This is a genomic window from Amycolatopsis sp. NPDC114504, assembly GCF_055633595.1.
Genome location: NZ_JBVKDU010000004.1, coordinates 1,129,373 through 1,151,539 on the forward strand (window position 1 = coordinate 1,129,373; position 22,167 = coordinate 1,151,539).

Annotated in this window: 24 protein-coding genes; 7 read left to right on the forward strand and 17 right to left on the reverse strand. The window is 71.8% G+C overall.

The window, feature by feature from the left end; genetic code table 11:
• The first annotated feature begins 19 nt into the window (after positions 1 to 19).
• On the forward strand, positions 20 to 946 hold the full coding sequence (locus ACZ7PG_RS34945) for a cation diffusion facilitator family transporter (protein ID WP_470243419.1): 927 nt from the start codon (positions 20 to 22) through the stop codon (positions 944 to 946).
• Here the strand turns inward: ACZ7PG_RS34945 and ACZ7PG_RS34950 are convergent.
• From ACZ7PG_RS34950 to ACZ7PG_RS34980, 7 genes are read right to left on the reverse strand one after another with little or no spacing between them, the layout of a single operon-like run.
• Positions 909 to 2,246: a uracil-xanthine permease family protein gene (locus tag ACZ7PG_RS34950; RefSeq protein ID WP_470243420.1), complete on the reverse strand. Its 1,338-nt coding sequence runs from the start codon at positions 2,244 to 2,246 to the stop codon at positions 909 to 911. The two genes, ACZ7PG_RS34945 and ACZ7PG_RS34950, sit on opposite strands and share 38 nt — an antisense overlap.
• Positions 2,243 to 2,875 carry an SRPBCC family protein gene (locus ACZ7PG_RS34955; RefSeq protein ID WP_470243421.1) on the reverse strand — a complete coding sequence of 211 codons (633 nt, stop codon included), beginning with the start codon at positions 2,873 to 2,875 and terminating at the stop codon, positions 2,243 to 2,245. The genes ACZ7PG_RS34950 and ACZ7PG_RS34955 overlap by 4 nt, the downstream gene beginning before the upstream one ends.
• Positions 2,875 to 5,232 carry a xanthine dehydrogenase family protein molybdopterin-binding subunit gene (locus ACZ7PG_RS34960; protein ID WP_470243422.1) on the reverse strand — a complete coding sequence of 786 codons (2,358 nt, stop codon included), beginning with the start codon at positions 5,230 to 5,232 and terminating at the stop codon, positions 2,875 to 2,877. Before ACZ7PG_RS34960 ends, ACZ7PG_RS34955 begins: the two co-directional genes overlap by 1 nt.
• Positions 5,225 to 5,707, reverse strand: coding sequence for a (2Fe-2S)-binding protein (locus tag ACZ7PG_RS34965; protein WP_470243423.1), 483 nt, complete (start codon positions 5,705 to 5,707; stop codon positions 5,225 to 5,227). The genes ACZ7PG_RS34960 and ACZ7PG_RS34965 overlap by 8 nt, the downstream gene beginning before the upstream one ends.
• Positions 5,700 to 6,569, reverse strand: a complete 870-nt coding sequence (locus ACZ7PG_RS34970; RefSeq protein ID WP_470243424.1) for an FAD binding domain-containing protein — start codon at positions 6,567 to 6,569, stop codon at positions 5,700 to 5,702. Before ACZ7PG_RS34970 ends, ACZ7PG_RS34965 begins: the two co-directional genes overlap by 8 nt.
• Complete coding sequence (locus ACZ7PG_RS34975; protein WP_470243425.1) at positions 6,566 to 7,342, reverse strand: alpha/beta fold hydrolase; 777 nt, start codon at positions 7,340 to 7,342, stop codon at positions 6,566 to 6,568. The genes ACZ7PG_RS34970 and ACZ7PG_RS34975 overlap by 4 nt, the downstream gene beginning before the upstream one ends.
• On the reverse strand, positions 7,339 to 8,328 hold the full coding sequence (locus ACZ7PG_RS34980) for an amidohydrolase family protein (protein ID WP_470243426.1): 990 nt from the start codon (positions 8,326 to 8,328) through the stop codon (positions 7,339 to 7,341). Before ACZ7PG_RS34980 ends, ACZ7PG_RS34975 begins: the two co-directional genes overlap by 4 nt.
• A gap of 159 nt (positions 8,329 to 8,487) precedes the next feature.
• On the opposite strand from ACZ7PG_RS34980, the gene ACZ7PG_RS34985 reads away from it, so the two are divergent.
• From ACZ7PG_RS34985 to ACZ7PG_RS34995, 3 genes are read left to right on the forward strand one after another with little or no spacing between them, the layout of a single operon-like run.
• Positions 8,488 to 9,096 (forward strand): UbiX family flavin prenyltransferase, encoded by a 609-nt coding sequence (locus tag ACZ7PG_RS34985; protein ID WP_470243427.1) that lies wholly within the window; start codon positions 8,488 to 8,490, stop codon positions 9,094 to 9,096.
• A complete protein-coding gene (locus ACZ7PG_RS34990) occupies positions 9,093 to 10,025 on the forward strand; it encodes a LysR family transcriptional regulator (protein WP_470243428.1) in 933 nt (310 codons plus the stop codon). Before ACZ7PG_RS34985 ends, ACZ7PG_RS34990 begins: the two co-directional genes overlap by 4 nt.
• Entirely contained in the window at positions 10,022 to 10,720 is a 699-nt protein-coding gene (locus ACZ7PG_RS34995) for a GntR family transcriptional regulator (protein ID WP_470243429.1), read from the forward strand. The genes ACZ7PG_RS34990 and ACZ7PG_RS34995 overlap by 4 nt, the downstream gene beginning before the upstream one ends.
• A gap of 1 nt (position 10,721) precedes the next feature.
• On the opposite strand, the gene ACZ7PG_RS35000 is transcribed toward ACZ7PG_RS34995, so the two are convergent.
• From ACZ7PG_RS35000 to ACZ7PG_RS35035, 8 genes are all read right to left on the reverse strand, one after another.
• Complete coding sequence (locus tag ACZ7PG_RS35000; protein ID WP_470243430.1) at positions 10,722 to 11,426, reverse strand: GntR family transcriptional regulator; 705 nt, start codon at positions 11,424 to 11,426, stop codon at positions 10,722 to 10,724.
• On the reverse strand, positions 11,426 to 12,850 hold the full coding sequence (locus ACZ7PG_RS35005; RefSeq protein WP_470243431.1) for a UbiD family decarboxylase: 1,425 nt from the start codon (positions 12,848 to 12,850) through the stop codon (positions 11,426 to 11,428). The genes ACZ7PG_RS35000 and ACZ7PG_RS35005 overlap by 1 nt, the downstream gene beginning before the upstream one ends.
• Complete coding sequence (locus ACZ7PG_RS35010) at positions 12,847 to 13,551, reverse strand: isochorismatase family protein (protein WP_470243432.1); 705 nt, start codon at positions 13,549 to 13,551, stop codon at positions 12,847 to 12,849. Before ACZ7PG_RS35010 ends, ACZ7PG_RS35005 begins: the two co-directional genes overlap by 4 nt.
• The gene (locus tag ACZ7PG_RS35015) at positions 13,548 to 14,513 is read right to left on the reverse strand and encodes an ABC transporter substrate-binding protein (RefSeq protein ID WP_470243433.1); all 966 of its coding nucleotides are present in this window, start codon (positions 14,511 to 14,513) and stop codon (positions 13,548 to 13,550) included. Before ACZ7PG_RS35015 ends, ACZ7PG_RS35010 begins: the two co-directional genes overlap by 4 nt.
• A complete protein-coding gene (locus tag ACZ7PG_RS35020) occupies positions 14,510 to 15,268 on the reverse strand; it encodes an ABC transporter permease (RefSeq protein ID WP_470243434.1) in 759 nt (252 codons plus the stop codon). Before ACZ7PG_RS35020 ends, ACZ7PG_RS35015 begins: the two co-directional genes overlap by 4 nt.
• A complete protein-coding gene (locus tag ACZ7PG_RS35025; RefSeq protein ID WP_470243435.1) occupies positions 15,252 to 16,157 on the reverse strand; it encodes an ABC transporter ATP-binding protein in 906 nt (301 codons plus the stop codon). Before ACZ7PG_RS35025 ends, ACZ7PG_RS35020 begins: the two co-directional genes overlap by 17 nt.
• A 183-nt stretch (positions 16,158 to 16,340) precedes the next feature.
• Positions 16,341 to 17,540 (reverse strand): MFS transporter, encoded by a 1,200-nt coding sequence (locus tag ACZ7PG_RS35030; RefSeq protein ID WP_470243436.1) that lies wholly within the window; start codon positions 17,538 to 17,540, stop codon positions 16,341 to 16,343.
• Positions 17,537 to 18,313 (reverse strand): DeoR/GlpR family DNA-binding transcription regulator, encoded by a 777-nt coding sequence (locus ACZ7PG_RS35035; RefSeq protein ID WP_470243437.1) that lies wholly within the window; start codon positions 18,311 to 18,313, stop codon positions 17,537 to 17,539. Before ACZ7PG_RS35035 ends, ACZ7PG_RS35030 begins: the two co-directional genes overlap by 4 nt.
• 123 nt (positions 18,314 to 18,436) lie before the next feature.
• Between ACZ7PG_RS35035 and ACZ7PG_RS35040 the strand changes: the two genes are divergently transcribed.
• Positions 18,437 to 19,024, forward strand: coding sequence for a TetR/AcrR family transcriptional regulator (locus ACZ7PG_RS35040; protein WP_470243438.1), 588 nt, complete (start codon positions 18,437 to 18,439; stop codon positions 19,022 to 19,024).
• Here the strand turns inward: ACZ7PG_RS35040 and ACZ7PG_RS35045 are convergent.
• Positions 19,021 to 20,121, reverse strand: a complete 1,101-nt coding sequence (locus ACZ7PG_RS35045; RefSeq protein ID WP_470243439.1) for a Gfo/Idh/MocA family protein — start codon at positions 20,119 to 20,121, stop codon at positions 19,021 to 19,023. The genes ACZ7PG_RS35040 and ACZ7PG_RS35045 overlap by 4 nt on opposite strands.
• Positions 20,118 to 20,846 (reverse strand): sugar phosphate isomerase/epimerase family protein, encoded by a 729-nt coding sequence (locus ACZ7PG_RS35050; protein WP_470243440.1) that lies wholly within the window; start codon positions 20,844 to 20,846, stop codon positions 20,118 to 20,120. Before ACZ7PG_RS35050 ends, ACZ7PG_RS35045 begins: the two co-directional genes overlap by 4 nt.
• Positions 20,847 to 21,045: 199 nt before the next feature.
• Between ACZ7PG_RS35050 and ACZ7PG_RS35055 the strand changes: the two genes are divergently transcribed.
• Positions 21,046 to 21,240: a hypothetical protein gene (locus ACZ7PG_RS35055; RefSeq protein WP_470243441.1), complete on the forward strand. Its 195-nt coding sequence runs from the start codon at positions 21,046 to 21,048 to the stop codon at positions 21,238 to 21,240.
• 77 nt (positions 21,241 to 21,317) lie between these two features.
• Positions 21,318 to 22,163, forward strand: coding sequence for an SAM-dependent methyltransferase (locus ACZ7PG_RS35060; protein WP_470243442.1), 846 nt, complete (start codon positions 21,318 to 21,320; stop codon positions 22,161 to 22,163).
• Positions 22,164 to 22,167 lie beyond the last annotated feature (4 nt).

Below are 22,167 nucleotides of genomic sequence, written 5' to 3' on the forward strand. Positions count from 1 at the left end.
GCGCAGATAGACTCACCGCATGGGACACGGACACGGGCACAGCCACTACAGCTCTCTCGACACCAGCCGGCGCGGGCTGCGCACGCTGACCTGGTCGTTCGCCGCGCTGTTCGTGACCGCTGTCGCGCAGCTGGTGCTCGTGCTCGTCACCGGGTCGGTCGCGCTGCTCGGGGACACCATCCACAACTTCGCCGACGCGCTGACCGCCGTCCCGCTCGGCGTCGCCTTCGTGCTGGGCCGGCGCGCCGCGACGCGGCGCTACACCTACGGCCTCGGGCGGGCCGAAGACCTCGCCGGGATGGTCGTCGTGCTGGTCGTCGCCGCTTCGGCGGTGCTCGTCGGGTACGAATCAGTGCGGCGGCTGCTCGATCCCGAGCCGGTCGGCCACCCCTGGGTGGTCGCCGTGGCGGGCGTGATCGGCTTCGCCGGCAATGAGCTCGTCGCGCGCTACCGAATCAAGGTCGGGCGGGAGATCGGGTCGGCCGCGCTGGTCGCCGACGGGGTCCACGCCCGCACGGACGGCTTCACGTCACTGGCCGTCGTCGCGGGTGCCGCCGGGGTCGCGTTCGGGTTCCCCGCGGCGGACCCGATCGTCGGGCTCGGCATCACCGTCGCGATCGTGTTCGTGCTGCGCGACGCGGCGAAGGAGGTCTTCCGGCGGCTGCTGGACGCCGTCGACCCGGCCTCGGTCGAGCTGGCCGAGCGGACGGCACTCGACGTCGAGGGCGTGCTCGGCGCCCGTGACCTGCGGATGCGGTGGATCGGGCACCACCTGCGGGCCGAACTGGCGGTCACCGTCGCGGCGGAGCTGACCGTGCGCGAAGGGCACACCCTCGCGCACGAGGTGGAGCACCGGCTGATGCACGCGGTCCCGCACCTGACCGCGGTCGTCGTCCACACCGAACCGGCTAGCTCCGGCGCAACCCGAACGCCAGCTTCAGGATGACCAGCAGCACCGTGCCGAGGATCAGCGGCTGCGCCAGGATCAGCTGGACGACCGCCGGCATCACCTTCAGCGTCGTCGCGGGCACGAACAGGCCGCCGATCGCCGTGATGAACGGGAAACCGGCCAGCATCAGGTTGTCGCGGGACCAGTGCACGCCCGAGAGGACGTCGATCGCGCTGGCGAACAGGACGCCGAACAGCACCGTGCCGGCGGCGGCCAGCACCGGCAGCGGGACCGCCTGCAGCAGCCGGTCGAACGGGCCGAGCCCGCCCAGCACCAGCAGGATCACGCCGGTGGCCAGGGTGACGTACCGCGAGCCGACCTTCGTCACGCGCAGCAGGCCGATGTTGTCCGGGTAGGCCAAAGTGGACAGTCCGCCGAACACCGCGCCGACCGTGCTGCCGAGCACCTCGCCGAACACGCCCTGGGACACGCGGTAGCCGGTCAGCTCCTGGCCGCCCCAGCCGGCCACGATGTCGTAGGTGGCGATGCTCTCGGCGATCGCGGGCAGCAGCGTGATGAAGAAGATCAGCACGAGGTCGCCCTGCACGGCGAAGCCGAACGGGAAGATCCGCGGCACGGTGACGCCGATGTTCTCGCCCACCGCGCCGAAGTTCGTCGGCGCCAGCAGCGCGTAGACGACCGTGCCCACGACGACGGCGACCAGGACCGCACCCCGGCGCAACAGCTTTCCACGACGCAGCAACGTCAACGCGATGACCAGCGCCGCCGCGACACCGCCGGCGAGCAGGTTCACCCACGGGAAGCCGGGACTCGTGGGTGTGCCCAGCCAGTTGGGCAGGGCGGTGCTCGTCAGCTGGGTGGCGAGGATGAGCACGAGCACGCCGGAGATGATCGGGTCCCGCACGAACTTCGCCAGGTACGTGATCGGCCCGAAGCGCTTGAGCGGGATCGCGATCACGCACCAGATCAGCCCGGCGACGACCATCGACCCGAACGCGGCGCCGAGGCCGCCACGCCCGTGCCCGACGGCCAGCAACGCGGCCAGCGAACCCGCGTACGGGCCTTGGATGATCGGCAGCCGCAGCAGCAGGACCGACTGCAGGATCACGACCAGCCCGGACGTCATGAACGTGACGCCGTAGAGGTAGGCGGTGTCCGCGGCGGACAGCTTGAACGCGGTGCCGATCAGCGCGGGGAAGATCAGCAGGCCCGCCATGCCGAGGATGTTCTGGATCCCGAGCCCGACCGCGCTGCCGACGCGGACCTTGTCGTCGATGCCGACGTCGAAGACCGGCACCGGCTCGGGTGGCGCCGGGACGGTGATGCGCGTGGTCATCTCGACCCCGGAGCGGTGGCGCGCAGGCGGGCGGCCCAGCGCTCGAGGATTCCGGCGAGGACGACGCGGATGAGCGCGGACGCTTTCATGGCGGGGACCTCGGCGAGCGGCGCGGCGGGCGGCGAGCTGACCGGTGAGCTGACGGGCTCCGGAGCAGGCGCAGCCGTGGCCGCGGGCTCGTCGCCCTGCTCGATGCGCTGCCGCACCCGGGAGGCCAGCTCCCCCACCATCCGGCCCGAGACGTCCGCCATGATCCCGCGGCCGAACTGCGCCAGCTTGCCCGAGATCGTCAGATCGGTCGCGAGCACGACGTTCGACCCCTCGCCCGACGGCGTCACGCGCATCGTCGCGCGGGCCTTGGCCGTGCCCGATCCGCGCGTGTCCTTGCCGTCGGCCAGGAGCACCGCCGTGCGGGCGACCTCGTCGCGCTCCACCACCTTCGCCACGCCCTGGTAGGCCGCCGTCACCGGGCCGACCTTGATCTTCACCTTGCCTCGGTAGGAATCCTCGCCGAGGTCCTCGGTCAGCTCCGCGCCCGGGAAGCACGCGGCGACGTTGTGGGCGTCCCGCAGGAACCGGTACACCTCGTCAGGGTCGGCGGCGACCTCGAAGGAGTTCTCGATGAGCATCAGGAGACCTTCTTTTCGGCAACTGAGTCGGCGGCCGAGGCCGCGGCGAGCAGGGCGTCGACGATGCGGGCGGGAGTGACCGGCGCCCGGGTCACGCGGGCGCCGAGGGGGCGCAGCGCGTCCTCGACGGCGTTGGCGATCGCGGCCGGCGGCGGGACCGTGCCGCCCTCCCCCGCGCCCTTCGCGCCGAGCGGGTTGAGCGGGCTCGGCGACTCGATGTGGAACAGCTCGACCGGCGGCACCTCGGCCGACGACACCAGCGCGTAGTCGAGGTAGCTCGTGGCCTGCGGGGTGGCTTCGTCGTCGTAGACGGCCTCCTCGTACATCGCGTTGCCGAGGCCGTGGGCGAACCCGCCGAGCACCTGGCCGTCGACGAGCAGCGGGTTGATCACCTTCCCGCAGTCGTGGCCGATGACGTACTTGAGGATGGTGATCCCGCCGGTCTCCGGGTCGACCTCGACCAGCGCCGCGTGCGCGCCACTCGCGTAGGCCGCGCGCTCCGGTGAGAAGTAGCTCGCCGTCTCGAGACCGGCGGTGATCCCCCGGGGCAGCGTGATGCCGTGCTTGCCGATGTTCGCGACCTGAGCGAGCTGGTGCAGGGAAACGGACTTCTCACGGTCGCCGCCCACGCACGCCAGATCGCCGTCGAAGTCCACTTCGGACGGGGAACAGCCGAGCAGCACCCCCGCCGTGTCGAGCAGGCGCTCTCGCATCTGCTTGGCGGCGTCGAACACCGCCGGGCCGCAGGTGGCCGTGATGCGGGAGGCGAACGTGCCCTGGCCGAACGGGATCCGCGCGGTGTCGCCGGTCGTGACGTCGATGTGGACCATGTCCAGGCCGAGGCCGTCGGCGGCGATCTGGGCGTAGATCGTCTCGTAGCCCTGGCCCTGCCCGGCCGCCGCGAGCGTCACGAGGATCCGGCCGCGGTTGGTGACGCGGATCTTCGCGCCTTCGTACGGGCCGAGGCCGCAGCCTTCGACGTACACCGCGAGCCCGATGCCGACATAACGACCCTCTTCGCGCAGCCGCGCCTGCTCCGCCCGCGCCGCGTCGTAGCCGATGCGGTCCAGCGCGCCTTCGAGCAGCGCGGGGAAGTTGCCGCTGTCGTAGGTGAGCGGGCTGCCGTCGCGGAACATGATGCCGACCTGGTACGGGAACTCGTCGGCCTGGATGAGGTTGCGCCGCCGCACTTCGGCGGGGTCGAGGCCGAGGTGTGCCGCGATCCGGTCCATCATGCGTTCCATCACGAACACCGCCTGCGGCCGGCCCGCGCCCCGCACCGACGAGGTCGGGACCATGTTGGTGTAACAGGCCCGCAGCTCGATGTCGATGTTCGGCACCTTGTACGGGCCGGGCACGGTCGACGTCGTGATCGACGGCACCTGCAGTCCGGCGCAGTACGCGCCCTGGTCGTGCTCGATCACGTCCTTGACCGCCAGCAGCCGCCCGTCGTCGTCGAAGCCGACCTCGACCTGGTGGGTCTGCGAGCGTTCCATCATCGCCGAGACGAAGTTCTCCTGCCGGTCCTCGACCCACTTCACCGCGCGGCGCAGCTTCTTCGCGACCCACGGGATGACGACTTCTTCGCCGTAGAACTGGGCTTTGGGGCCGAAGCCGCCGCCGACGTCCGGCGGGGCGATCACGCGCAGGTCGTCCTCGGCCATCTCGTAGATCATCGACAGCTGCTGGCGCGCGTAGTGCGGTGACTGCGTGGTGTCCCAGATGGTCAGCTGCCCGGTCGCCGGCTCGAAGCGCGCGGCCACGGCCCGCGGTTCCATCGAGTGGCCGCCGCCGCGCATCTGGTAGAACTCCTCGCTCAGCGTGTGCGGGGCGGTCCGCAATGCCTCGGCGGCGTTGCCGGCGCTCTGGGTGAGCAGCACGGCCACATTGGACTCGTCGCCGGTGTGCACGAGCGGGCCGCCCGGGCGCAGCGCGGTGGCGGTCGAGCCGACGGCGGGCAGCACGTCGTAGTCGACGTCGATCAGCTCCAGCGCGTCTTCGGCGAGGTAGCGCGACTCGGCGATGACGACGGCGAGGGGCTCGCCGACGTAGTGCAGCTCCTCCGGCGGCATCGGCAGCCGCGGGTAGTCGCGCAGCTGCGGGTGCAGCACCTTCGGCGCCAGGGGTTTCTGGATCTCCATCAGGTCCGCGCCGGAGAACACCGCGACGACACCGGGCAGCGCGCGGGCCTCGGACGCGTCGAACGCCGTGATCCGCGCGTGCGCGTGCGGCGAGCGCAGGAAGGCCGCCGCGAGGGCGTCGGGGAGGTCGAGGTCGTCGAGGTAGCGGCCCTGCCCGGTGAGCAGCCGCTGGTCCTCCCGGCGCGGCAGCCGCCGCCCGATCATCGCGTCAGGCATCGGACCGTCCTTTCGCGACGTCCAAAACGGACTGGACGAGCCCGCTGTACCCCGTGCAGCGGCAGATGTTCCCGCTCAGCACCTCGCGCGCCTGGGCCTCGTCACGCACGGTCTCCTCGCGCAGCGCGGCCGTGACACTCATCAGGAACCCCGGCGTGCAGAACCCGCACTGCAGGGCGTGGTTGCGCTTGAACGCCCGCTGCAGGGGCGCCAGCTCGCCGTCGGTGGCCAGGCCTTCGACGGTCTCGACGGCCGCGCCGTCCACCTGCACGGCGAGCATCAGGCACGCGCGCGTCGCGGCGCCGTCGACGATCACCGTGCACGCGCCGCAGACGCCGTGCTCGCAGCCGAGGTGCGTGCCGGTGAGCCGCAGCTTCTCGCGTAGGAAGTCCGCCAGGGTCAGGCGCGGGTCGACGGTCTCGTCGAACGGCTCGCCGTTGACCGTGCCGCGAACCGCGTGGGTGGCTTCAGACATGGGCTTTCTCCGTGATGTCGGCGAGCGCGCGCTTGACGAGCACGCCGGTGAGCCGGGCGCGGTACTCCGCACTCGCGTGGATGTCGCCGGTGGGGTCGACCTGGGCGCGGGCGGTGGCCTCAGCGGCCGCGCCCAGGTCGGGTCCGAGGGGCTGCCCGATGACGAGCAGCTCGGTGTCGGTCAGCCGCTGCGGGGTCGGCGCCACCCCGGCCGCCGCGATCCGGCACGCCGTGACGACGCCGTCGTCCACTTCGCACACCACGGCGACGCCGGCCAGCGCGAAGTCGCCGCGCCGGGTGGCGAACTCGCGGAACGAGGAGAACTGGTTCGCCCCGGGCCGGTCGACGCTCACCTCCAGCAGCAGCTCGTCGGGCTCCAGCGCGGTGGTGAGGTGGAACAGGAAGAAGTCCGCCGCGGACACCGTCCGGACGCCCCGGGCCGAGGCCAGGGTGAACTTCGCGTCCAGCGCCGTGAGCACGCTCGGCAGCTCGGCGGCCGGGTCGGCGTGGGCCAGGCTGCCGCAGATCGTGCCGCGGTTGCGGATCTGCGGGTGCGCGACCTGGTGCAGGGCCTCGGTGAGCACCGGCAGCAGCCGCGCGGCTTCGGGCGAGCGTTCGACGTGCCGCTGCCGGACCAGGGCGGGGATGGTGATCGTGTCCTCGCCGAACGCCGGTGTCTCCCAGGTCGGGCCGAGGCGGTTGATGTCGACCAGGTGCTCGACGTGGGCCAGGCGGAAGTTGAGCATCGGCATCAGGCTCTGGCCGCCGGCCAGGACCTTGGCGTCGTCGCCCAGGTCGTGCAGCAGCTCGAGGGCTTCGTCGAGCTCGCGCGGCGCGTGGTAGGTGAAGCGGGCGGGTTTCATCGGGTCTCCGTAACGCGGCGCAGGTGCTGCCGGACGCGGCCGGCGAGCAACGGGCGTTCGACGAGCGACAGGTGCCGCAGGTCGGGCAGGATTTCGAGCTCGGCACCGTCGATGCCCTCGGCGAGCTGCCGGGCCATCGACGGCGGGGTCGCGTAGTCGTGCCGCCCCACCAGCACCAGGGTCGGCGCGGTGACCGACGGCAGCAGCGGCCGGGAGTCCATGGCACCCATGGCGATCGACGCCGCCGCGTGGGCCTCGCTGTTGGTGCGCAGGAAGATCTTGACGACGCGGTCGGCCTCTTCCGGGTGCCGGTCGCGGAACTCCGGGGAGAACCAGCGGTCGAGCTGGAAGGTCACCTGCTTGGCCCGCGGCACGGCGACGGCTTTCTGCGCGCGCTCGGCCCACGTCGTGCCGGCGTCTTCGCCGTACCAGGCCGTGGTGTCGGCCAGCACGAGCGACCGGACGCGCTCGGGGTGGCGCCCGGCGAAGTTCACCGCGACGCTGCCGCCCATCGACAGGCCGAGCAGGCTCGCCGAGGGCAGGTCGAGCGCGTCGAGGGTGCGCGCGACGTCGTCGGCGAGGTCCTCGATGGTGAACGGCTTGCCGTCCCAGGCGCTGTCGCCGTGGCCGCGCAGGTCGAGGGCGAAAACCTGGAACTCGTCGGACAGGGCTTCGGCCAGCGGCGTCCACAGCTCGCCCGAGAGGGCCAGCGGGTGTAACAGGACCAGGGGCTCGCCCGCGCCACGCCGGCGCACGGCCAAGGGCTTGCTCATGCGGGCCTCCGGAAGAGCGTGGGGTGCAGGATCGCGTCGACCGCCGCGGCGTCGAGGCCGCTTTCGCGGACCGTCCGGACCGGCTCGGGGTCGCCGAGCGCGAACGGGTAGTCGCTGCCCAGCAGAACGCGCTCGGGGCCGACGAGCCCGGCCAGGAACGCGATCGCCGGACCGGACAGCCCGACCGTGTCGTAGTGGAAGTCGCCGAGGTAGGCGGACGGCTTCCCCCGCTCCAGCTCGCCGGCGAAGGCTTCCTTGGTGCGGTAGCCGCCGTCGAGGCGGTGGGCCTGGTACGGCAGGAAACCGCCGCCGTGCACGAGCACCAGCCGCAGGTCCGGGTGGCGGTCGAGGACGCCGGCCAGGATCAGCTTGGTGATCGCGACGGTGTTGTCGATCAGCCGGCCGTGGACGTTGCCCATCGTGCCCAGCGACGTCAGGTCTCCGGACGGCCCGCACGTCGGCGGGTGCAGCACCACCGGGATCCCCTCGGCCGCCGCGAGCGTCCACAGTGGATCGAACGACGGCTCGTGCGGGGCGGGGCCGGCGGGCGGGTCGGTGTTGAGGATCAGCCCGGCGAACTCCGGCCGTTTCCACGCTTCGAGGAGGTCGTCCGCGGCCCGGTCGCCGTCGTCGGTGGCCACCGAAGCCAGCGCCACGGTGCCGGCCGCCGACTCCGCCATCGCGTCGTTGACCGTGCGCGCCCAGTCCCGGGCACGGGCCGGGTTCAGCGGCGCCGACTGGATGTCCAGCCACGGCGACAGGATCTGCCGCGTGACGCCGGCGTGGCGCTGCCAGTCCGCGCGCGGCCCGGCTTCGGTCATCCGCGCGCCGATCGGCCGGGTCTCGCCGGTGCCGGGCACCGCCACCACCCAGCCCGCGTCCGTGCGCCGCGCCGAGAACCCCGCGACGGGGGCGGTTTCCAGCGCGGTCAGCAGCGAGCGCGGCACGATGTGCGCGTGCGTGTCGAGGACTTCCGTCCGACTCACCTCCACCGGTCGGGTTGCTGGTCCGAACGCTAAGCGGGGTGGCGCGGCGGGACCAGCGCGCTTTCCTGGCAGCAGGCGTAAGGAGAACTGACAGCCGGGCTCTCGCTTCCGGCGGGCGTTCGTGTTGCGATGGCAGTCCACAGAGGAAGGGCGGCGGTCGTGACGGAAACCCGGAACGTGGTCGTGGCGATCACCGGCGCCAGCGGAGCGTGCCTGGGCGTGCGCGTCCTGCACCTGCTGCGGGACCAGCCCGAGATCCGGACGCACCTGGTGCTGTCGAAGGCCGGGATCCTCACCCTGCGCCACGAATGCGACCTCACGGTGGCCGACGTCCGCGCGCTCGCCGACGCCACCTACCGGCCGGGCGAGATCGGGGCGACGATCGCGTCCGGCTCGTTCCCGGTCGCGGCGATGCTCGTCGTGCCCTGCTCGGTCAAGACGCTCTCGGCGATCGCCACCGGCTACACCGACGACCTGGTCAGCCGCGCCGCCGACGTCTGCCTCAAGGAGGGACGGCCGCTGCTGCTGATGGTCCGCGAAACCCCGCTGCACCTGGGGCACCTCAAGTCGATGGTGGCGGTGACCGAGGCCGGCGCGATCATCGCGCCGCCGGTGCCCGCGTTCTACGCGCGGCCGCGGACCGTCGGCGACCTCGTGGACTACACGGCTCGCCGCGCGCTGGCCCGGGTGGGACTATGGGAGCTGGCGCCGGAACCGTGGGACGGCGAGCTGACCAGGGCCGACCCGGCCGACCTGCTGGGGCGGTGACGAAAGGGACCGGAGTGCTGGAAGCGCGGCGGCTGCAGATCTTCTCCGCGGTGGCCGAGCACGGCTCGTTCACCGCTGCGGCCGAAGCCCTGTTCATGACGCACTCCGCCGTCTCGCAGCAGATGGCGTTGCTGGAGCGGCAGCTGGGCGTGCCGCTGATGATCCGCGGACCGCGCGGGATCGAGCTCACCGAAGCGGGCAAGCTGCTGGCCGAACGCAGCACCGGCCTGTTGGGCACGATCGCCCACATCGAGCAGGAGATGTCGGACCTGAAGGCGCAGCACGCGTCGGTGCGGCTCGGCGCGTTCCCGACGGCCGGGGCCGATCTCATCCCCCGCGTCGTGCGCGAGTACCAGCGCCGGTACCCGGAGACGAAGCTCGTGCTGCGCTCGGCGCACGCGTCGGACATGACCGCCGCCCTGCGCGACGGCTCGATCCACCTCGGCCTGGTCTGGGACTACGACTTCGACCCGCGGTCGGTGCCCGCGGACGTCGAGTGGGTGCACCTGGCCGACGACCCGCTGTGCGTGCTGGTGCCGCTGGACCACCCGGTCGCCGGGGAGTCCGAAGTGGAGCTGCGGGAGCTGGCCGGCGAGACGTGGGTGGTGCGCAGCCACCGGCCGCCCTACGACGAAGCGTTCACGACGTTGTGCAAGTTGTCCGGTTTCGAACCGCGGATCGGCTTCGCGACCGAGGACTACCTGTCGGTGCAGGGCCTGGTCGCGGCCGGGATCGGCATCGGCGCGGCCCCGCGGCTGGCGCTCGTCGCGCAGCGCCCCGACGTCGTCGCGGTGGCGATCGCCGGGCCCGCGCCACGACGCCGGATCGCGGCAGTGCGGCTGCTGGAGGCGAGTCATCCCCCCGCGGCGCGGCAGATGCTGGAAGTATTGCGGGTGGTGGCGACGACCGACCCGGAGGACCACGCGTGACCGAACCGCCCGACGTCCTGCGTCAGATGCTGCTCGACGGGCGCGCGGACGTCTCCCTGGTCGACCGGATCGTCGAGGACCTGGCCCGCCGCATCATCGACGGTTCCCTGCCCCCTGGTGCCGACGTCAACTCGGTGGACCTGGCCCGCCGCTTTTCGACGTCGCGGACGCCGGTGCGGGAGGCGCTGCTGACGTTGCAGCGCGAAGGCCTGGTGGACATCCCGGCCCGGCGGCGACCGCGGGTCGCGCCGGTGACGCTGGCCCAGGCCCGGGAGCTGTACGAGATCCGGGCGTCGCTGCACGCGCTGGTGAGCGAGCTGATCGTGGCTCAGCGTGCCGATTTGTCGGTGCTCGCTTCCTGGCAGGCGCACCTGCGCGACGATGCCGCTCGTGGCGACGTCGACGCGTACTTCTGGCACAACGTTTCGTTCCGCCAGGCCGAGGCCGAGGTGGCGGGGAACCGGCAGTTGACCCGGTTGCTGGGATCGCTGGGCCTGCGGACGTTGCAGCTGCGGCACGTGAGCTTGTCGTTGCCGGGGCGGCTGGACCGCTCGGTGGCGGACCACGAGCGGTTGCTGGGGGCTTATGCCGACGGGGACGCGGTGCTCGCGACGGCGTTGACGCGGTCGATCATCATGACCGGGCTGCACTCCATCGAGGCTTCCGGGTGGTCGGGGCTCGAGGTCGCGGAGTGAGTCAGACGCCGCCGGCGCGTTCGATTGCCCGGTAACCCCGCATCACCAGCGAGCGGCTCACCGCCGCCGCCAATCCCGCGTCGCGATCCGCATACGCGTTCACCAACCTCTCGTGGTCCGCCACCGAATGCAGCAACCTTCCCGGCAGCGACAGGCTCAAATGCCGGAACCGGTGCATCTGCAGCCCCAGCGAACTCAGCCGCCGTTGCAGCTCGCCGTTCTTCGCCAAGCTCGCCTCCGCGTTGCGGAACCCCACGTTGTGCCAGAAGTACGCGTCGACGTCACCACAAGCAGCGTCCGCCTCCAGCAGCCCCTGCCAGCGGCGCAGCCCGAAGATCTCCGCGTCCGACGCCCGCGCCACCAGCAGCTCGCTCACCAGCGCGTACAGCGAAGCCCGGATCTCGTAGATCTCGCGCACCTGGGCCATGTCCACCGGGGACACGTACGGCCGCCGGCGCGGGGGGACGATCACCAGGGACTCCCGCTCCAGCAGCAGCAACGCTTCCCGCACCGGTGTCCGCGACGTGCTGAACCGGCGGGCCAGCTCGGCCGAGTTCACCTCGTGGCCCGGCGGGAGCCGCCCCTCGACGATGCCGATCGCGATCTCCTGGAAGATCGTGAACGCCAGCGACGAGCTGCCGTCCACTCCGCGCAGCGCCGTGAAGAGCAGCTCCCGCCGGAGGTCCGCGAGATCGGCCGCGGTCACTAGCCGAGGACCTCGGGCCAGCGCCGGCTCACGTCGGCGATCAGGGACGGGCTCGACTCCGCGACCGCCGGGAAGTCGCCCAGCCGCTCGAACGGCCGGCACGCGTCGATGATCGCTCGGCTGTTGAACGGCACCGATCCCGGCAACGTCAGCGGGTCGACCCGGCTGCCCCACGTCCGCTTCATGACCTCGATGTCGAGCGACGGGTCGGTCCGCCCGCACATCGCCCAGACGACCTCGCCGAGGTCGCGCGGGTTGACGTCGTGGTCGACGACCACCGTGAACCGGTTCATGTACGCCGCGCTCGGCAGCTGCGAAGTCAGGTACGCCGCTTGACGCGCGTGACCCGCGTAGCGCTGTTCGATCGCGACGATCAGCAGTGACCGCCCGCCACCCGCTTCGTGCGCCCAGACGCCCCGCAGCCCCGGTAAACCCGTCTTGCGCAACGAATCCGTGATGATCGCCGACTTCATCACCGTGCGCATGTACGAGTAGTCGTGCGGCGGCTTGCCCGGCGGCGCGCCGAGCAGGATCGGGTCGTCGCGGTAGTACACCTTTTCGACGTCGATGGTGAGGATCGGGTCGCGGGAGCCGGAGTAGTAGCCGGTCCACTCGCCGAACGGGCCTTCCGGGCGCTTGTCGTCCGGCCGCACCCAGCCTTCGATCGCGATCTCGGCGTCGTGCGGCAGCGGCAGGCCGGTCGCGAGCCCGGCGATCGTGCGCACCGGGGCGCCGGCCATCGCGCCGACGTAGTCGTACTCCGAGACGTCGCCGGGCACCTCGACGCCGGCCGCCACGAGGTAGGCCGGGTGGTGGCCCAGCGACGCCGCGATCGGCGCCCGGCCCTCGGCTTCGAACCAGCGGCGCAGGTGCTGGGCGCCGTGCTTGCCCGCCTCGATGTTGACGCTCACCGCGCGGCCGTCGTCCTGTACCTGCATCCGGTACGCGCCGAGGTTGATCCGCCCGGTGTCGTAGTCGCGGGTGACGACCGCGCAGCCCGTGCCGATGTAACGGCCGCCGTCGCCTTCGTGCCAGCGCGGCACCGGGAACTTCAGCAGGTCGACCTCGTCGTCCACATGGGACAGCAGCGGGCCGTCTTCCACCGTCACAGCACGGAATTCGCCCGACCGGGAGATCCACTCCCCCGGCTTGACGGCGAGCTTCTCGACGAGGTCCTCGTCGGTGTTGTCCCAGCCGAGCCCGAGCACCGACCCGAGCAGCCGCGGGTTGCTGACCGAGCCGGACAGCACGCGCGACCCGGACGGGTAGTCCTTGATCGCGTCGAACATCAGGGCCTTGGGGTTGCCGCGCCGGTAGTTGACCTGGGACAGCGCGCCGATCTCGAGCTCCCAGTGGGCGCCTTCGACGGTCTGCACCTCCCCGGCCGCCTCGGCTTCGGCGAGCCACTTCCGCAGGTCGGTCATGCCGGGATCCTTCGCGAGGTCTGGCGGAGGTGGCCGATGGCCGCCTCGGCGGTGAGCACGTCCGCGTACTTCTGGTCCAGGTCGAACAGGCTCAGCCAGTGCGACGCCTCGAACCGGTCGAAACAGCAGTCGCCGACGACGCCGACGCGGTAGCCGCGGCTGCACGCGTCGACGACGGTCGAGCGCACGCACCCGCTGGTGGCCTCGCCGGCGACGAGCAGGGTGTCGTGGCCGCCCATCCGGAGCATCGTGTCCAGCGGGGTGCCGTGGAAGCAGCTGGGGCCGATCTTCTCCAGCACGACGTCACCGGCCCACGGTTCCACTTCGGACACGATCGCGTTCGGATCCACTGTGGACTTCGGGGCCAGCGCCGAGCCCGGCTTGCGGTTCCACCGGCCGTACTCCGACGGCGTCGCGTGGAAGTAGATCACCGGCGCCCCGGCGTCCCGGGCCGCGCGCAGCAGCGGGGCGGTGCGGTCGACCGCCGCCCAGCCGTCCGAGCCACACGCGCTGGGCCAGTCCTCGACCGCGTCGAGGATGTCCTGACGCGGCAGGCCGAGCGCCGCGTAGTACAGGTCGACGACGAGCACGGCCGGGTGGGCCCCCAGACCGAACGGGGCCTGCTTCGCCCACGACGTCGCCGCGAGCACCGCGCGGTCCCGTTCGGTCAGGTACTTCGTCCACTGGGCTTCGAAGCTCATGACGCCGTCAGGCTGTTGTCGATGTACTTCGTGACGTCCGTCGGCGGCGAGGTCTTGGCGTTCTCCGCGGCTTCGTCGAAGGCCTGCTTGATCACCTTCTCGTCCACCACCGGGGTCTTCGCCCAGACGTCGAGGAAGAAGTCGTAGGCGTAGGCGGCGAGTTCGGTGCTCTGCACGCCGCTGTACTTCTGGATGCTCTTCACCGTCTCGTTCTTGTGCCCGCGGATGTACTGCAGCGCTTCGGCTTCCGCCGCGACGAACCGCTTGACGACCTCGCGGTTGTTCTGCAGGTACTTGGACTGCACGGTGTAGGCGCCGAGCGGAAACGGCATGTTCGACAGCGCGGCGAGCCGGTGCGCGCCCTTGTTGCGGCTCTCGGTGCCGTTGGGCGGCTGGGTGAGGATCGCCGACACGGCACCGCTGCCGAGCGCGGCCACCTCGGCCGGGACGCCCTTGACGAACACCGCGGTGACGTCCTCACGCTTGAGGCCGTTCGACTCCAGCAACGCCGTCAGCCCGAAGTCGCTTTCCGAACCGGGTGAGGTGATGGCGACCTTCTTGCCCTTCAGCTCCGCGACCGACTTGACGTCCGGGCTCGCCCACATCTCCAGGTTGTAGTGCGGCTCGGACATCGCCACGTACTTGAGGTCCGCGCCCTTCATGATCGCCGCCGCCGTGTCGGCCGCGACGCCGACGCCGATCTGGACGCTGTTGCTGGCCAGCCCCGCGACCAGCTGGGAGCTGTCGTTGAGCCGGGACAGCTTCACGTTCAGGCCGTGCTTGGCGAAGATGCCGTAGTCCTGCGCGGTGTAGAGGTCGGAGTAGCCCGCGCCGAGCGCGGTGTAGCCGATGGTGACCGGCAGCGCGCCGCTCGCGTCGGCGGTGACCGTGCCGCCGGCCCCGCCCCCGCACGCGGTGAGGCCGAGCATGAGGCTCGCGGCCAGGAGGAGGGTGTTCTTCATTGTGCACCTGCCCAGTGGGTGAATCGGCGTTCGACCAGCCGGACGGCCCAGTTCAGCAGCAGGGCGAGCACGGCCAGGAGGACGATCCCGGCCATCGCCGAGTCCATGTTGAAGTTGGAGGTCTGCGTCTGCACGAAGTAGCCGAGGCCCTGGCTGGCCAGGAACAGCTCGGCGACGATCGCGCCGACCAGCGCGCGGCCGACGGCCAGCCGCACGCCCGCGAGGATGTAGGGCAGCGTCGCCGGCAACGCGATGGTGTAGAAGAACTTCAGCCGCGGCGTGCAGAACACCGTCGCGACGCGGGTGTAGTCGCTGTCCATGTTCCGGACGCCCGCCGTGATGTTGATGATCAGCGGCAGGATCGCCGCCCACACGATGACGATCACGCGGGAGGTGTTGTCGATGCCGAACCAGAAGATGATGATCGGCAGGAACATCACGTACGGCACCGAGTAGAGGATGTTGACCATCGGCTCGGTCATGTCGTGCAGGATCCGGCTGCGGCCGAGCACGAGCCCGATCGGGATGCCCAGGACGAACGTGATGCCGAGGCCCCACAGCAGTTCCAGGCCGGTCGCGCCGAGCGCCGGGTAGATGTCGCCGGAGCCGAAGAGCTTCACCTCGGCCGCGGCGATGCGCAGCGGGTTGCTGCTGAAGGAGACGTCGACGAGGCCGAGCGCCGTCGCGAGCTGCCACAGCACCAGGACGATCGCCATCCCGGCCGTGCCGAGCAGCCCGCTACGGTGTCGCCGCACCCAGCCGGAGCTCGCCGAGAGTGCCGGCGGTGGGTTCGGTGACGGGTTCGGTGACGCTGTCGTGCGCGGGAGTGACGCTGTTGTCATGGTCCGGCTCCGAAACTGCGGGTTCGTGGTGGAGGGCCGAGAGGATCTTGTCGCCGTAGGCCAGGAATTCGGCGCTGCGCCGCCAGGCGGCGTCGCGCGGGCGGGGCACGTCGATGACCAGTTCCAGCGCGACGTGCGCGGGGGACGGGGAGAAGACGAGCACGCGGTCGGCGAGCAGCACGGCCTCGTTGACGTCGTGGGTCACGAACATCGCGGTCTTCTTCGTGACGGCGTCCGCCTGCCAGATCCGCAGGAGCTCGTCCTGCAGGTTCTCGCGGGTCTGCGCGTCGAGGGCGCCGAACGGCTCGTCGAGCAGCAGCAGCGTCGGGTCGGTGGCCAGGGCGCGCGCGAGGTTGACCCGCTGCCGCATGCCGCCCGAGAGCTCGTGCGGGTACTTCTTGGCGACCTGGGTGAGGCCGACGATCTCGAGCAGCTCCTCCGCCCGTTTGCGGGTGCCGGCGTTGAGCCTGCCCTGCACCTGGGGTCCGAAGAGGACGTTGTCGAGGACGGTCCGCCACGGGTACAGCGAGGCGTGCTGGAAGACCAGCGACCGCTCCGGGCCGGGCCCGGTGATCGGACGGCCGCCCAGCTCGAGGGCCCCGCCGGCGACCGGCACGAGCCCGGCGACGGCCTCGAGGAAGGTGGTCTTGCCGCACCCGCTCGGGCCGACGATGACCACGAACTCCTCGTCGTGGATCTGCAGGTTCAGGTCGAGGCACGCGGTCGAGAACCCGCCGCCGCGCCGGGCCTTGTGGCCGAGCAGCAGGTCCCGCGCGTCCAGGCAGATGGTCGGGACGGACATCAGCACGTCCCCGGGATTTCTGGGTTGTTCACTACCGCTCCTCCTTGGCGATGGCTGCACTGCGGATCGCAAGGTGTCGACACTTCGGGAGAGTCTGCGTCCGCGATGCAGGCAATGTCAAGGAGTCGGAATCGAACCAGATGCAAACTGTCGACACTCAGCGGATGGTGAGTGCGGGTCTGCTCAGGCGACCGGTTGCTCCGCCGGTTCCGGCTTCGGGCTCAGGACGCCCGCGAACACCGCCGCCAGCACGCACAGCACCACCGGCACCGCGAAGGTGACGTTCAGCGGCATCCACCGCGTCAGCCCGCCGATCAGCGCCGGCCCGGCCAGCAACCCGACGTACCCGAGCCCGACCACCCGGGCCATCAACGCCCCCGACGCCCGCGTGTCCAGGTTGCCCGCCGCCGTGAACAGCTGGGGGACGCCGCCCGAGAGCCCCAGGCCGAACACCGCCCAGCCCACCAGCGACAGCCACACCCAGGGCGCCGCCGCGGCCGTCGTCAGGCCCACCGCCGCCAGCGCCGCCCCGTAGCGGACGATCGCCGCCGGGCCAGCCCACGCCGCGACGCGGTCCGTCAGGAACCGGCCCGTCGTCATCGCCACCGCGAACGCGCCGTACGCCAGCGCCGCCGTCGAGGACGACGTACCCAGGACCTTCTCCATGTGCAGCGCCGCCCAGTCGTTCGCCACGCCCTCCGACAGCATCAGCGCCAGCGCCAGCAGGCCGAGCAGCCACACCACGCGGCCCGGCGTGCGGCGGCGCACCGCCGGCTCCGCCTCGGAAGATGCGGCCGCCGAAGGCACCGGTGCCTCGGACGACTCCATCAGGAACCGCGCGGACGACAGGGAAAGCGCCACGCACAGCAGGCCGGTGCAGGTGAGCGTCACGCCGGTCGCCACCCCCGCGCCGAGCGTCGCCGCGCCGATGACCGCCGCGAACGCGCCGCCGATCGACCAGAACGCGTGGAACGCCGCCATGATCGGCCGGGGGTAGGCCCGCTCCACCACCACCGCGTGCGCGTTCATCCCGACGTCGATCGCGCCGTTGCCGAAGCCGAACAGGATCAGCGAAAGCCCCAGCGTCCACCACGAGTTCGCGAACCCGGGGGCGCACAGCGCGAGCCCGAGCAGCACCCCCGCCGCCGGGACCAGCCGGCGGTGACCGAGGCGGTCGACGAGCGGCCCGGAGATCTGCATGCCGGCGAACGCCGCGCCGCCGAGCACCAGCAGCAGCGCGCCCAGCGTGCTGTGCGAGATGCCGGTCGCGCGCTCGATGTTCGGGATGTGCACCACCCACATGCCCATCGCGAACCCGTTGAGGCCGAAGAACATGAAGGTCGCGAACCGGGCGGCGCGCGGGCGGGGCGGGGCGGTCGTCATCGGTTCTCCAGGGGGACGGCGACGTGCACGAGCACACCGAGATCGGCCAGCGCCGCGCGCTGGTCCTCGGGTGCGCCCGGGTCGGTGATCACTACGTCCGCGCGGTCGGCGGGACAGACGTGGGCGAGCGCGGCGCGGCCCCACTTGGCGCCGTCGGCGAGCACGATCGTGCGGGCCGCGACGGCGAGGGCCGCCCGCTTGACCTCGGCGTCGCCCAGGTCGAACGCGGTGAGCCCGGCGTCGAGGCCGAACGCGCAGGGGCTCAGCACGGCGACGTCGAAGCGCAGGGCGCGCAACGACGCGACGGTCAGCGGGCCCACCAGGGCCTGCTCCCCCGGCCTCGGCTCGCCGCCCGGCAGCAGTAGCCGGACGTCCGGGTCGTCGGCCAGCTCGTGGGCCGCGTGCAGGGAAAGCGGCATGACGGTGACCGCGCGCCCGCGCAGCAGCCGCGCCAGTTCCAGCGCGGTCGTGCCGCTGTCCAGGACGATCGTTTCGCCGTCGCGGATCAGCTCGGCCGCCGCGGTCGCGATGGCCCGCTTGGCCTCGACGGCGGCCGTCGCGCGGGCGGCGAACGGCGGCTCGATCCCGGACGGCGACGCCGGCACGGCCCCGCCGTGCACCCGCCGCAGCACGCCGCGCGAGGCCAGGTGGTCGAGGTCGCGGCGCACGGTCATCTCCGACGCGCCGGTCGCCGACGCCAGGTCCGCGACGGCGACCTGGTCGGCGTCGCGCAGCCGCTCCACGATGATCCGTTGCCGCTCCGCGCTCTTCACCCCGCGATGCTCGCAAGCCGCGACCATTCGCACAACCGATTTGTTCGTCCGCTCACGTCGGTTGTGCGAACCACCGCTGCGGCATGATGGTGCCGTGCACGCCGCCGAGACCACCGCGACCCCGTGACCGGGGGCTACCTGAAGGGCCGGATCCGCCGCGAGGACATCATCACGGCGGCGGCCGCGGCGTACGGCGAGCTCGGCTACCACGGCTCGTCGCTGCGGGAGATCGCCAAGCGGGTCGGCATTTCGCACGCCGGCCTCCTGTACTACTTCCCGACCAAGGAAGCCCTGCTCGCCGCCGTGCTCGAACGGCGTGACGCCGAGGACTCCGAGCGCGAGCAGCTGACCGTGCCGCCCGGCCTCGAGGTGCTGCGCCACTTCGTCGCGCTCGCCGAGCACAACGTGCGCCACCCCGGGATCGTCGACCTCTACTCCCGGCTCGCCGCCGAGGCCGTCGCCGCCGACCACCCGGCGCACGAGTACTTCGTGCGCCACTACCGGGCCGCGCGCGAAGGCGTGCGCGAGTCGTTCGCCGTCCTGGCCGCCCGCGGCGAGCTGCGGGACGGCGTCGACCCGGGGCTCGCGACGCTGACCTTCATCGCGCTGATGGACGGCCTGCAGGTGCAGTGGCTGACGGTCCCCGGCGACGTCGACCTGGTCGGTTCGCTGCGCTTCTACCTGCAGAACCTGCTCACCGTCCCGGTCTAGAGGGTCTTCGCGTACGGGTCCCAGCCCACCGGCAAAAGGGGCGGGACCTCGACACTGCTGCCGACGTCCACGGTCTGCCCCCGGGTCAGGGACTCCTCGATGGCAAGCATCGCGTCGAGCACGTGGTAGGCCAGTTCGCCGGACGCGCGTTCCGGCACGCCGGCGCGGATCGCCCGGGCCAGCTCCAGCGCCCCGGTGCCGCGGGAGGCCGCGTGTCCGGCGGGCGCCAGCTCTTCCGGCTCGTCACCGCCGAGCAGGTGCAGCCGGGTCGGCTCGTCGAACCGGTTGGGGTCCGGCAGGACGGCGGTGCCGCCGGTGCCGGTCAGCTCGACCACCCCGGTCCGCTTGAGCGCCGAATCGAAGCTCAGCACGAGCTGCGCCGAGGCTGCTTCGAACTCGACGAGTGCGGTGACCGTCGTCGGCACCAGCACCGGGAACTCCGTCCCCGCGCGCGGACCGGAGCCGATGACCCGGGTGTCGCGCGCCCGGCCGCCGGCGCCCGTGACGCGCCGGATCGGCCCCAGGAGGTGCACCAGGGCCGTCAGGTAGTACGGGCCCATGTCGAGCAGCGGCCCACCGCCCGGCTGGTAGTAGAACTCCGGCGTGGGGTGCCACACTTCCGGGCCCGCCACCTGGAACAACGCCAACGCGGTCAGCGGACGGCCGATCCGGCCCTCGTCGACGGCCCGGCGCGCGGTCTGCAGCGCGGCGCCGAGGACGGTGTCGGGCGCGCTCGCCACGCGCAGGTTCTTCTCCCGTGCGCGATCCAGCAGCTTGCGGCCGGTCTGGCGGTCCAGCGCGAGGGGCTTCTCCGCCCACACGTGCTTGCCCGCATCGAGGGCCGCGAGCCCGACGTCGACGTGCGCAGCGGGGATGGTCAGGTTGACGACGAGCTCGACCTCGGTGTCGTCGAGCAGCTCAGCCACCGTGCCCGAACGCGGCACGCCGTACTCGGCCGCGCGGGCCGCGGCACGCTCGGTGTCGAGGTCGGCGATCCGCAGCACGCGGACGTCCGGGAAGCTCGTCAGGTTCTCGAGGTAGGTGCCGCTGATGACGCCGGCGCCGACGATCCCGACGCCGACCGGCCCGCCGGTCACCGGCCGGCCAGGAACGCGTGGCTGGCGGCGACGGCTTCGAACAGGTCACCGTCGTAGGCGTCGAACTCGACCACGCGCAGCGCGTCCGGCGCGGCGGCCAGGACGTCGGCGATCGGCACCTGCCCCTGGCCGGCCGGGACCTGGCCGGAGGCGTCGGTGGCCAGGGCGCCGTCCTTGACGTGGATCGCCTTGACGCGGTCGCCGAGGCGGCGCAGCAGGGCGGGCGCGTCCTCGCCGCCCGCGGTGGCCCAGTACGTGTCGACCTCCAGCGCGACGGCCGGGTCGAGCTGGTCGGCGAACACCTCGAACGCACTGCGGCCGTCGAGCCGGGACTCCAGCTCCCACCAGTGGTTGTGGTAGCCGACCTGGACACCGTGTTCGGCCGCGAGCTTGGCGGCGGCGTTCAGCGCGTCCGCCGTGGCGGCGATGTCGGCCGGGTCCTGCCACTGCTCCGGCTTGACGAGCGGGTCGATGACCAGGCCGATGCCGAGCTCGGTCGCCGCGGCGAAGACGGCCGCCTGGTCGGCGCCGAGCAGGCGGGCGTGCGCGGTCGGAGCGGTCAGCCCGTTCGCCGGCAGGCCCGAGCGCAGGGCCTCGACGTTCTCGACGACGCCGTAGGGCTCGACGCGCGTGAAGCCGATCGCGGCGAGCCGCCGCAGGGTGTCGGCGGGGTCGGCCGCGAAGGCGTCGCGGACCGAGTACAGCTGCACGGAAAGCTCGCTCATCACCGGCTCCTGGAGGTCACGGGGTTCCCTGAATTTCTACCACTTGGTCAAAATTGAGGCCAGGGATTTGCCGGCCGGTCCACCGGACGGCCGCACCCCCGCGTGCGCGGTCTCACTGCCGTGGTTGTTTTGGCGAGGGCCGGTCGGGGCAGTAACGCCTTGACGAGGCCAGAGCCGATCCGATCCGGAGGTGCCGGTAGTGGACAGGGCAGGGGACGAAGTGGACACGGGGGCCGTCGGCCACCCGGCGTCCCGTCGCGACCTGACGGAACTGTCCGAGGCCGCGCTGGACCTCGACCGCCGGATCGAGCAGCACCTCGCCCGGCTGCGCCGTGAACGCGCCGAACGCGCCCGGGACGACATTCCTGACCAGCGGCTTCGCCCGAGCGGCTGACCTCGAGTTCACCGCGTGGACCCGAGCTACTACGCTGGGTGTACCCACGCCACGCGCCGAAGTCCTGCGAGGTCGCCATGTCCGAGTCGCTGTCCCCGAGCCAGAAGCCGGTGGGGGTCGACCCCGACCGGCCGAGCATCGCCCGGATCTACGACGGGTTCCTCGGGGGCAACAACTTCTACGAGGTCGACCGCGTGGTCATGGAGAAGATCCGCGCGGCGGTCCCGGAAGCGGTCGACATCGCCCGCGGAAACCGCGGTTTCCACAACCGCGCGCTGCGGATGCTCGCGAGCCAGACGAAGATCCGGCAGTACCTCGACTGCGGGTCCGGGCTGCCGACGGCGGAGAACACGCACCAGATCGTCCAGCGCATCGAGAAGGACAACACGGTCGTCTACGTCGACAACGACCCCGTGGTCCTCGCGCACGGCCGGGCGCTGCTCGTTGAGAACGACTTCACGCACATGGTCGAAGCGGACATCTTCAAGCCCGAGGCGGTGCTCGACAACGACGAGGTGCGCCGGCACGTCGACTTCGCCGAGCCGGTCGCCCTGCTGCACGTCGGCACGATGCACCACTTCGAGGGCGACGGCGCGGTCGAGATCATGCGGGAGTACATCGACGCGCTCGCCCCGGGCTCGTACGTGGTGCTGTCGCACTTCTTCGACCCCGAGGTGGCGGAGCTGACCGAGATCGCCAAGCGCATCGAGAACATCCTGACCCAGGGCCCGCTCGGCGCCGGCCGGTTCCGCACGCGGGTGGAGATCGAAGGCATGCTGCCGGGCCTGGAGTTCCTCCAGCCGAACGCGACGTCCGCGCCCGGCCTCGCGGTGTGCGACGAGTGGTGGCCGGACGGTCCCCGGCTCACGCCGCTGTCGGGTTCGGCGAAGTGCGTGGCCGGGATCGTCGGCGTCAAGCGCTGAGTCA

Bases quoted from the DNA above. Each gene is read 5' to 3' on its own strand.
- ACZ7PG_RS34945 (WP_470243419.1), top strand. From the start codon at position 20: ATGGGACACGGACACGGGCACAGCCACTACAGCTCTCTCGACACCAGC.
- ACZ7PG_RS34950 (WP_470243420.1), bottom strand. From the start codon at position 2,246: ATGACCACGCGCATCACCGTCCCGGCGCCACCCGAGCCGGTGCCGGTC.
- ACZ7PG_RS34955 (WP_470243421.1), bottom strand. From the start codon at position 2,875: ATGCTCATCGAGAACTCCTTCGAGGTCGCCGCCGACCCTGACGAGGTG.
- ACZ7PG_RS34960 (WP_470243422.1), bottom strand. From the start codon at position 5,232: ATGCCTGACGCGATGATCGGGCGGCGGCTGCCGCGCCGGGAGGACCAG.
- ACZ7PG_RS34965 (WP_470243423.1), bottom strand. From the start codon at position 5,707: ATGTCTGAAGCCACCCACGCGGTTCGCGGCACGGTCAACGGCGAGCCG.
- ACZ7PG_RS34970 (WP_470243424.1), bottom strand. From the start codon at position 6,569: ATGAAACCCGCCCGCTTCACCTACCACGCGCCGCGCGAGCTCGACGAA.
- ACZ7PG_RS34975 (WP_470243425.1), bottom strand. From the start codon at position 7,342: ATGAGCAAGCCCTTGGCCGTGCGCCGGCGTGGCGCGGGCGAGCCCCTG.
- ACZ7PG_RS35005 (WP_470243431.1), bottom strand. From the start codon at position 12,850: ATGACCGACCTGCGGAAGTGGCTCGCCGAAGCCGAGGCGGCCGGGGAG.
- ACZ7PG_RS35010 (WP_470243432.1), bottom strand. From the start codon at position 13,551: ATGAGCTTCGAAGCCCAGTGGACGAAGTACCTGACCGAACGGGACCGC.
- ACZ7PG_RS35015 (WP_470243433.1), bottom strand. From the start codon at position 14,513: ATGAAGAACACCCTCCTCCTGGCCGCGAGCCTCATGCTCGGCCTCACC.
- ACZ7PG_RS35025 (WP_470243435.1), bottom strand. From the start codon at position 16,157: ATGTCCGTCCCGACCATCTGCCTGGACGCGCGGGACCTGCTGCTCGGC.
- ACZ7PG_RS35030 (WP_470243436.1), bottom strand. From the start codon at position 17,540: ATGACGACCGCCCCGCCCCGCCCGCGCGCCGCCCGGTTCGCGACCTTC.
- ACZ7PG_RS35050 (WP_470243440.1), bottom strand. From the start codon at position 20,846: ATGAGCGAGCTTTCCGTGCAGCTGTACTCGGTCCGCGACGCCTTCGCG.
- ACZ7PG_RS35060 (WP_470243442.1), top strand. From the start codon at position 21,318: ATGTCCGAGTCGCTGTCCCCGAGCCAGAAGCCGGTGGGGGTCGACCCC.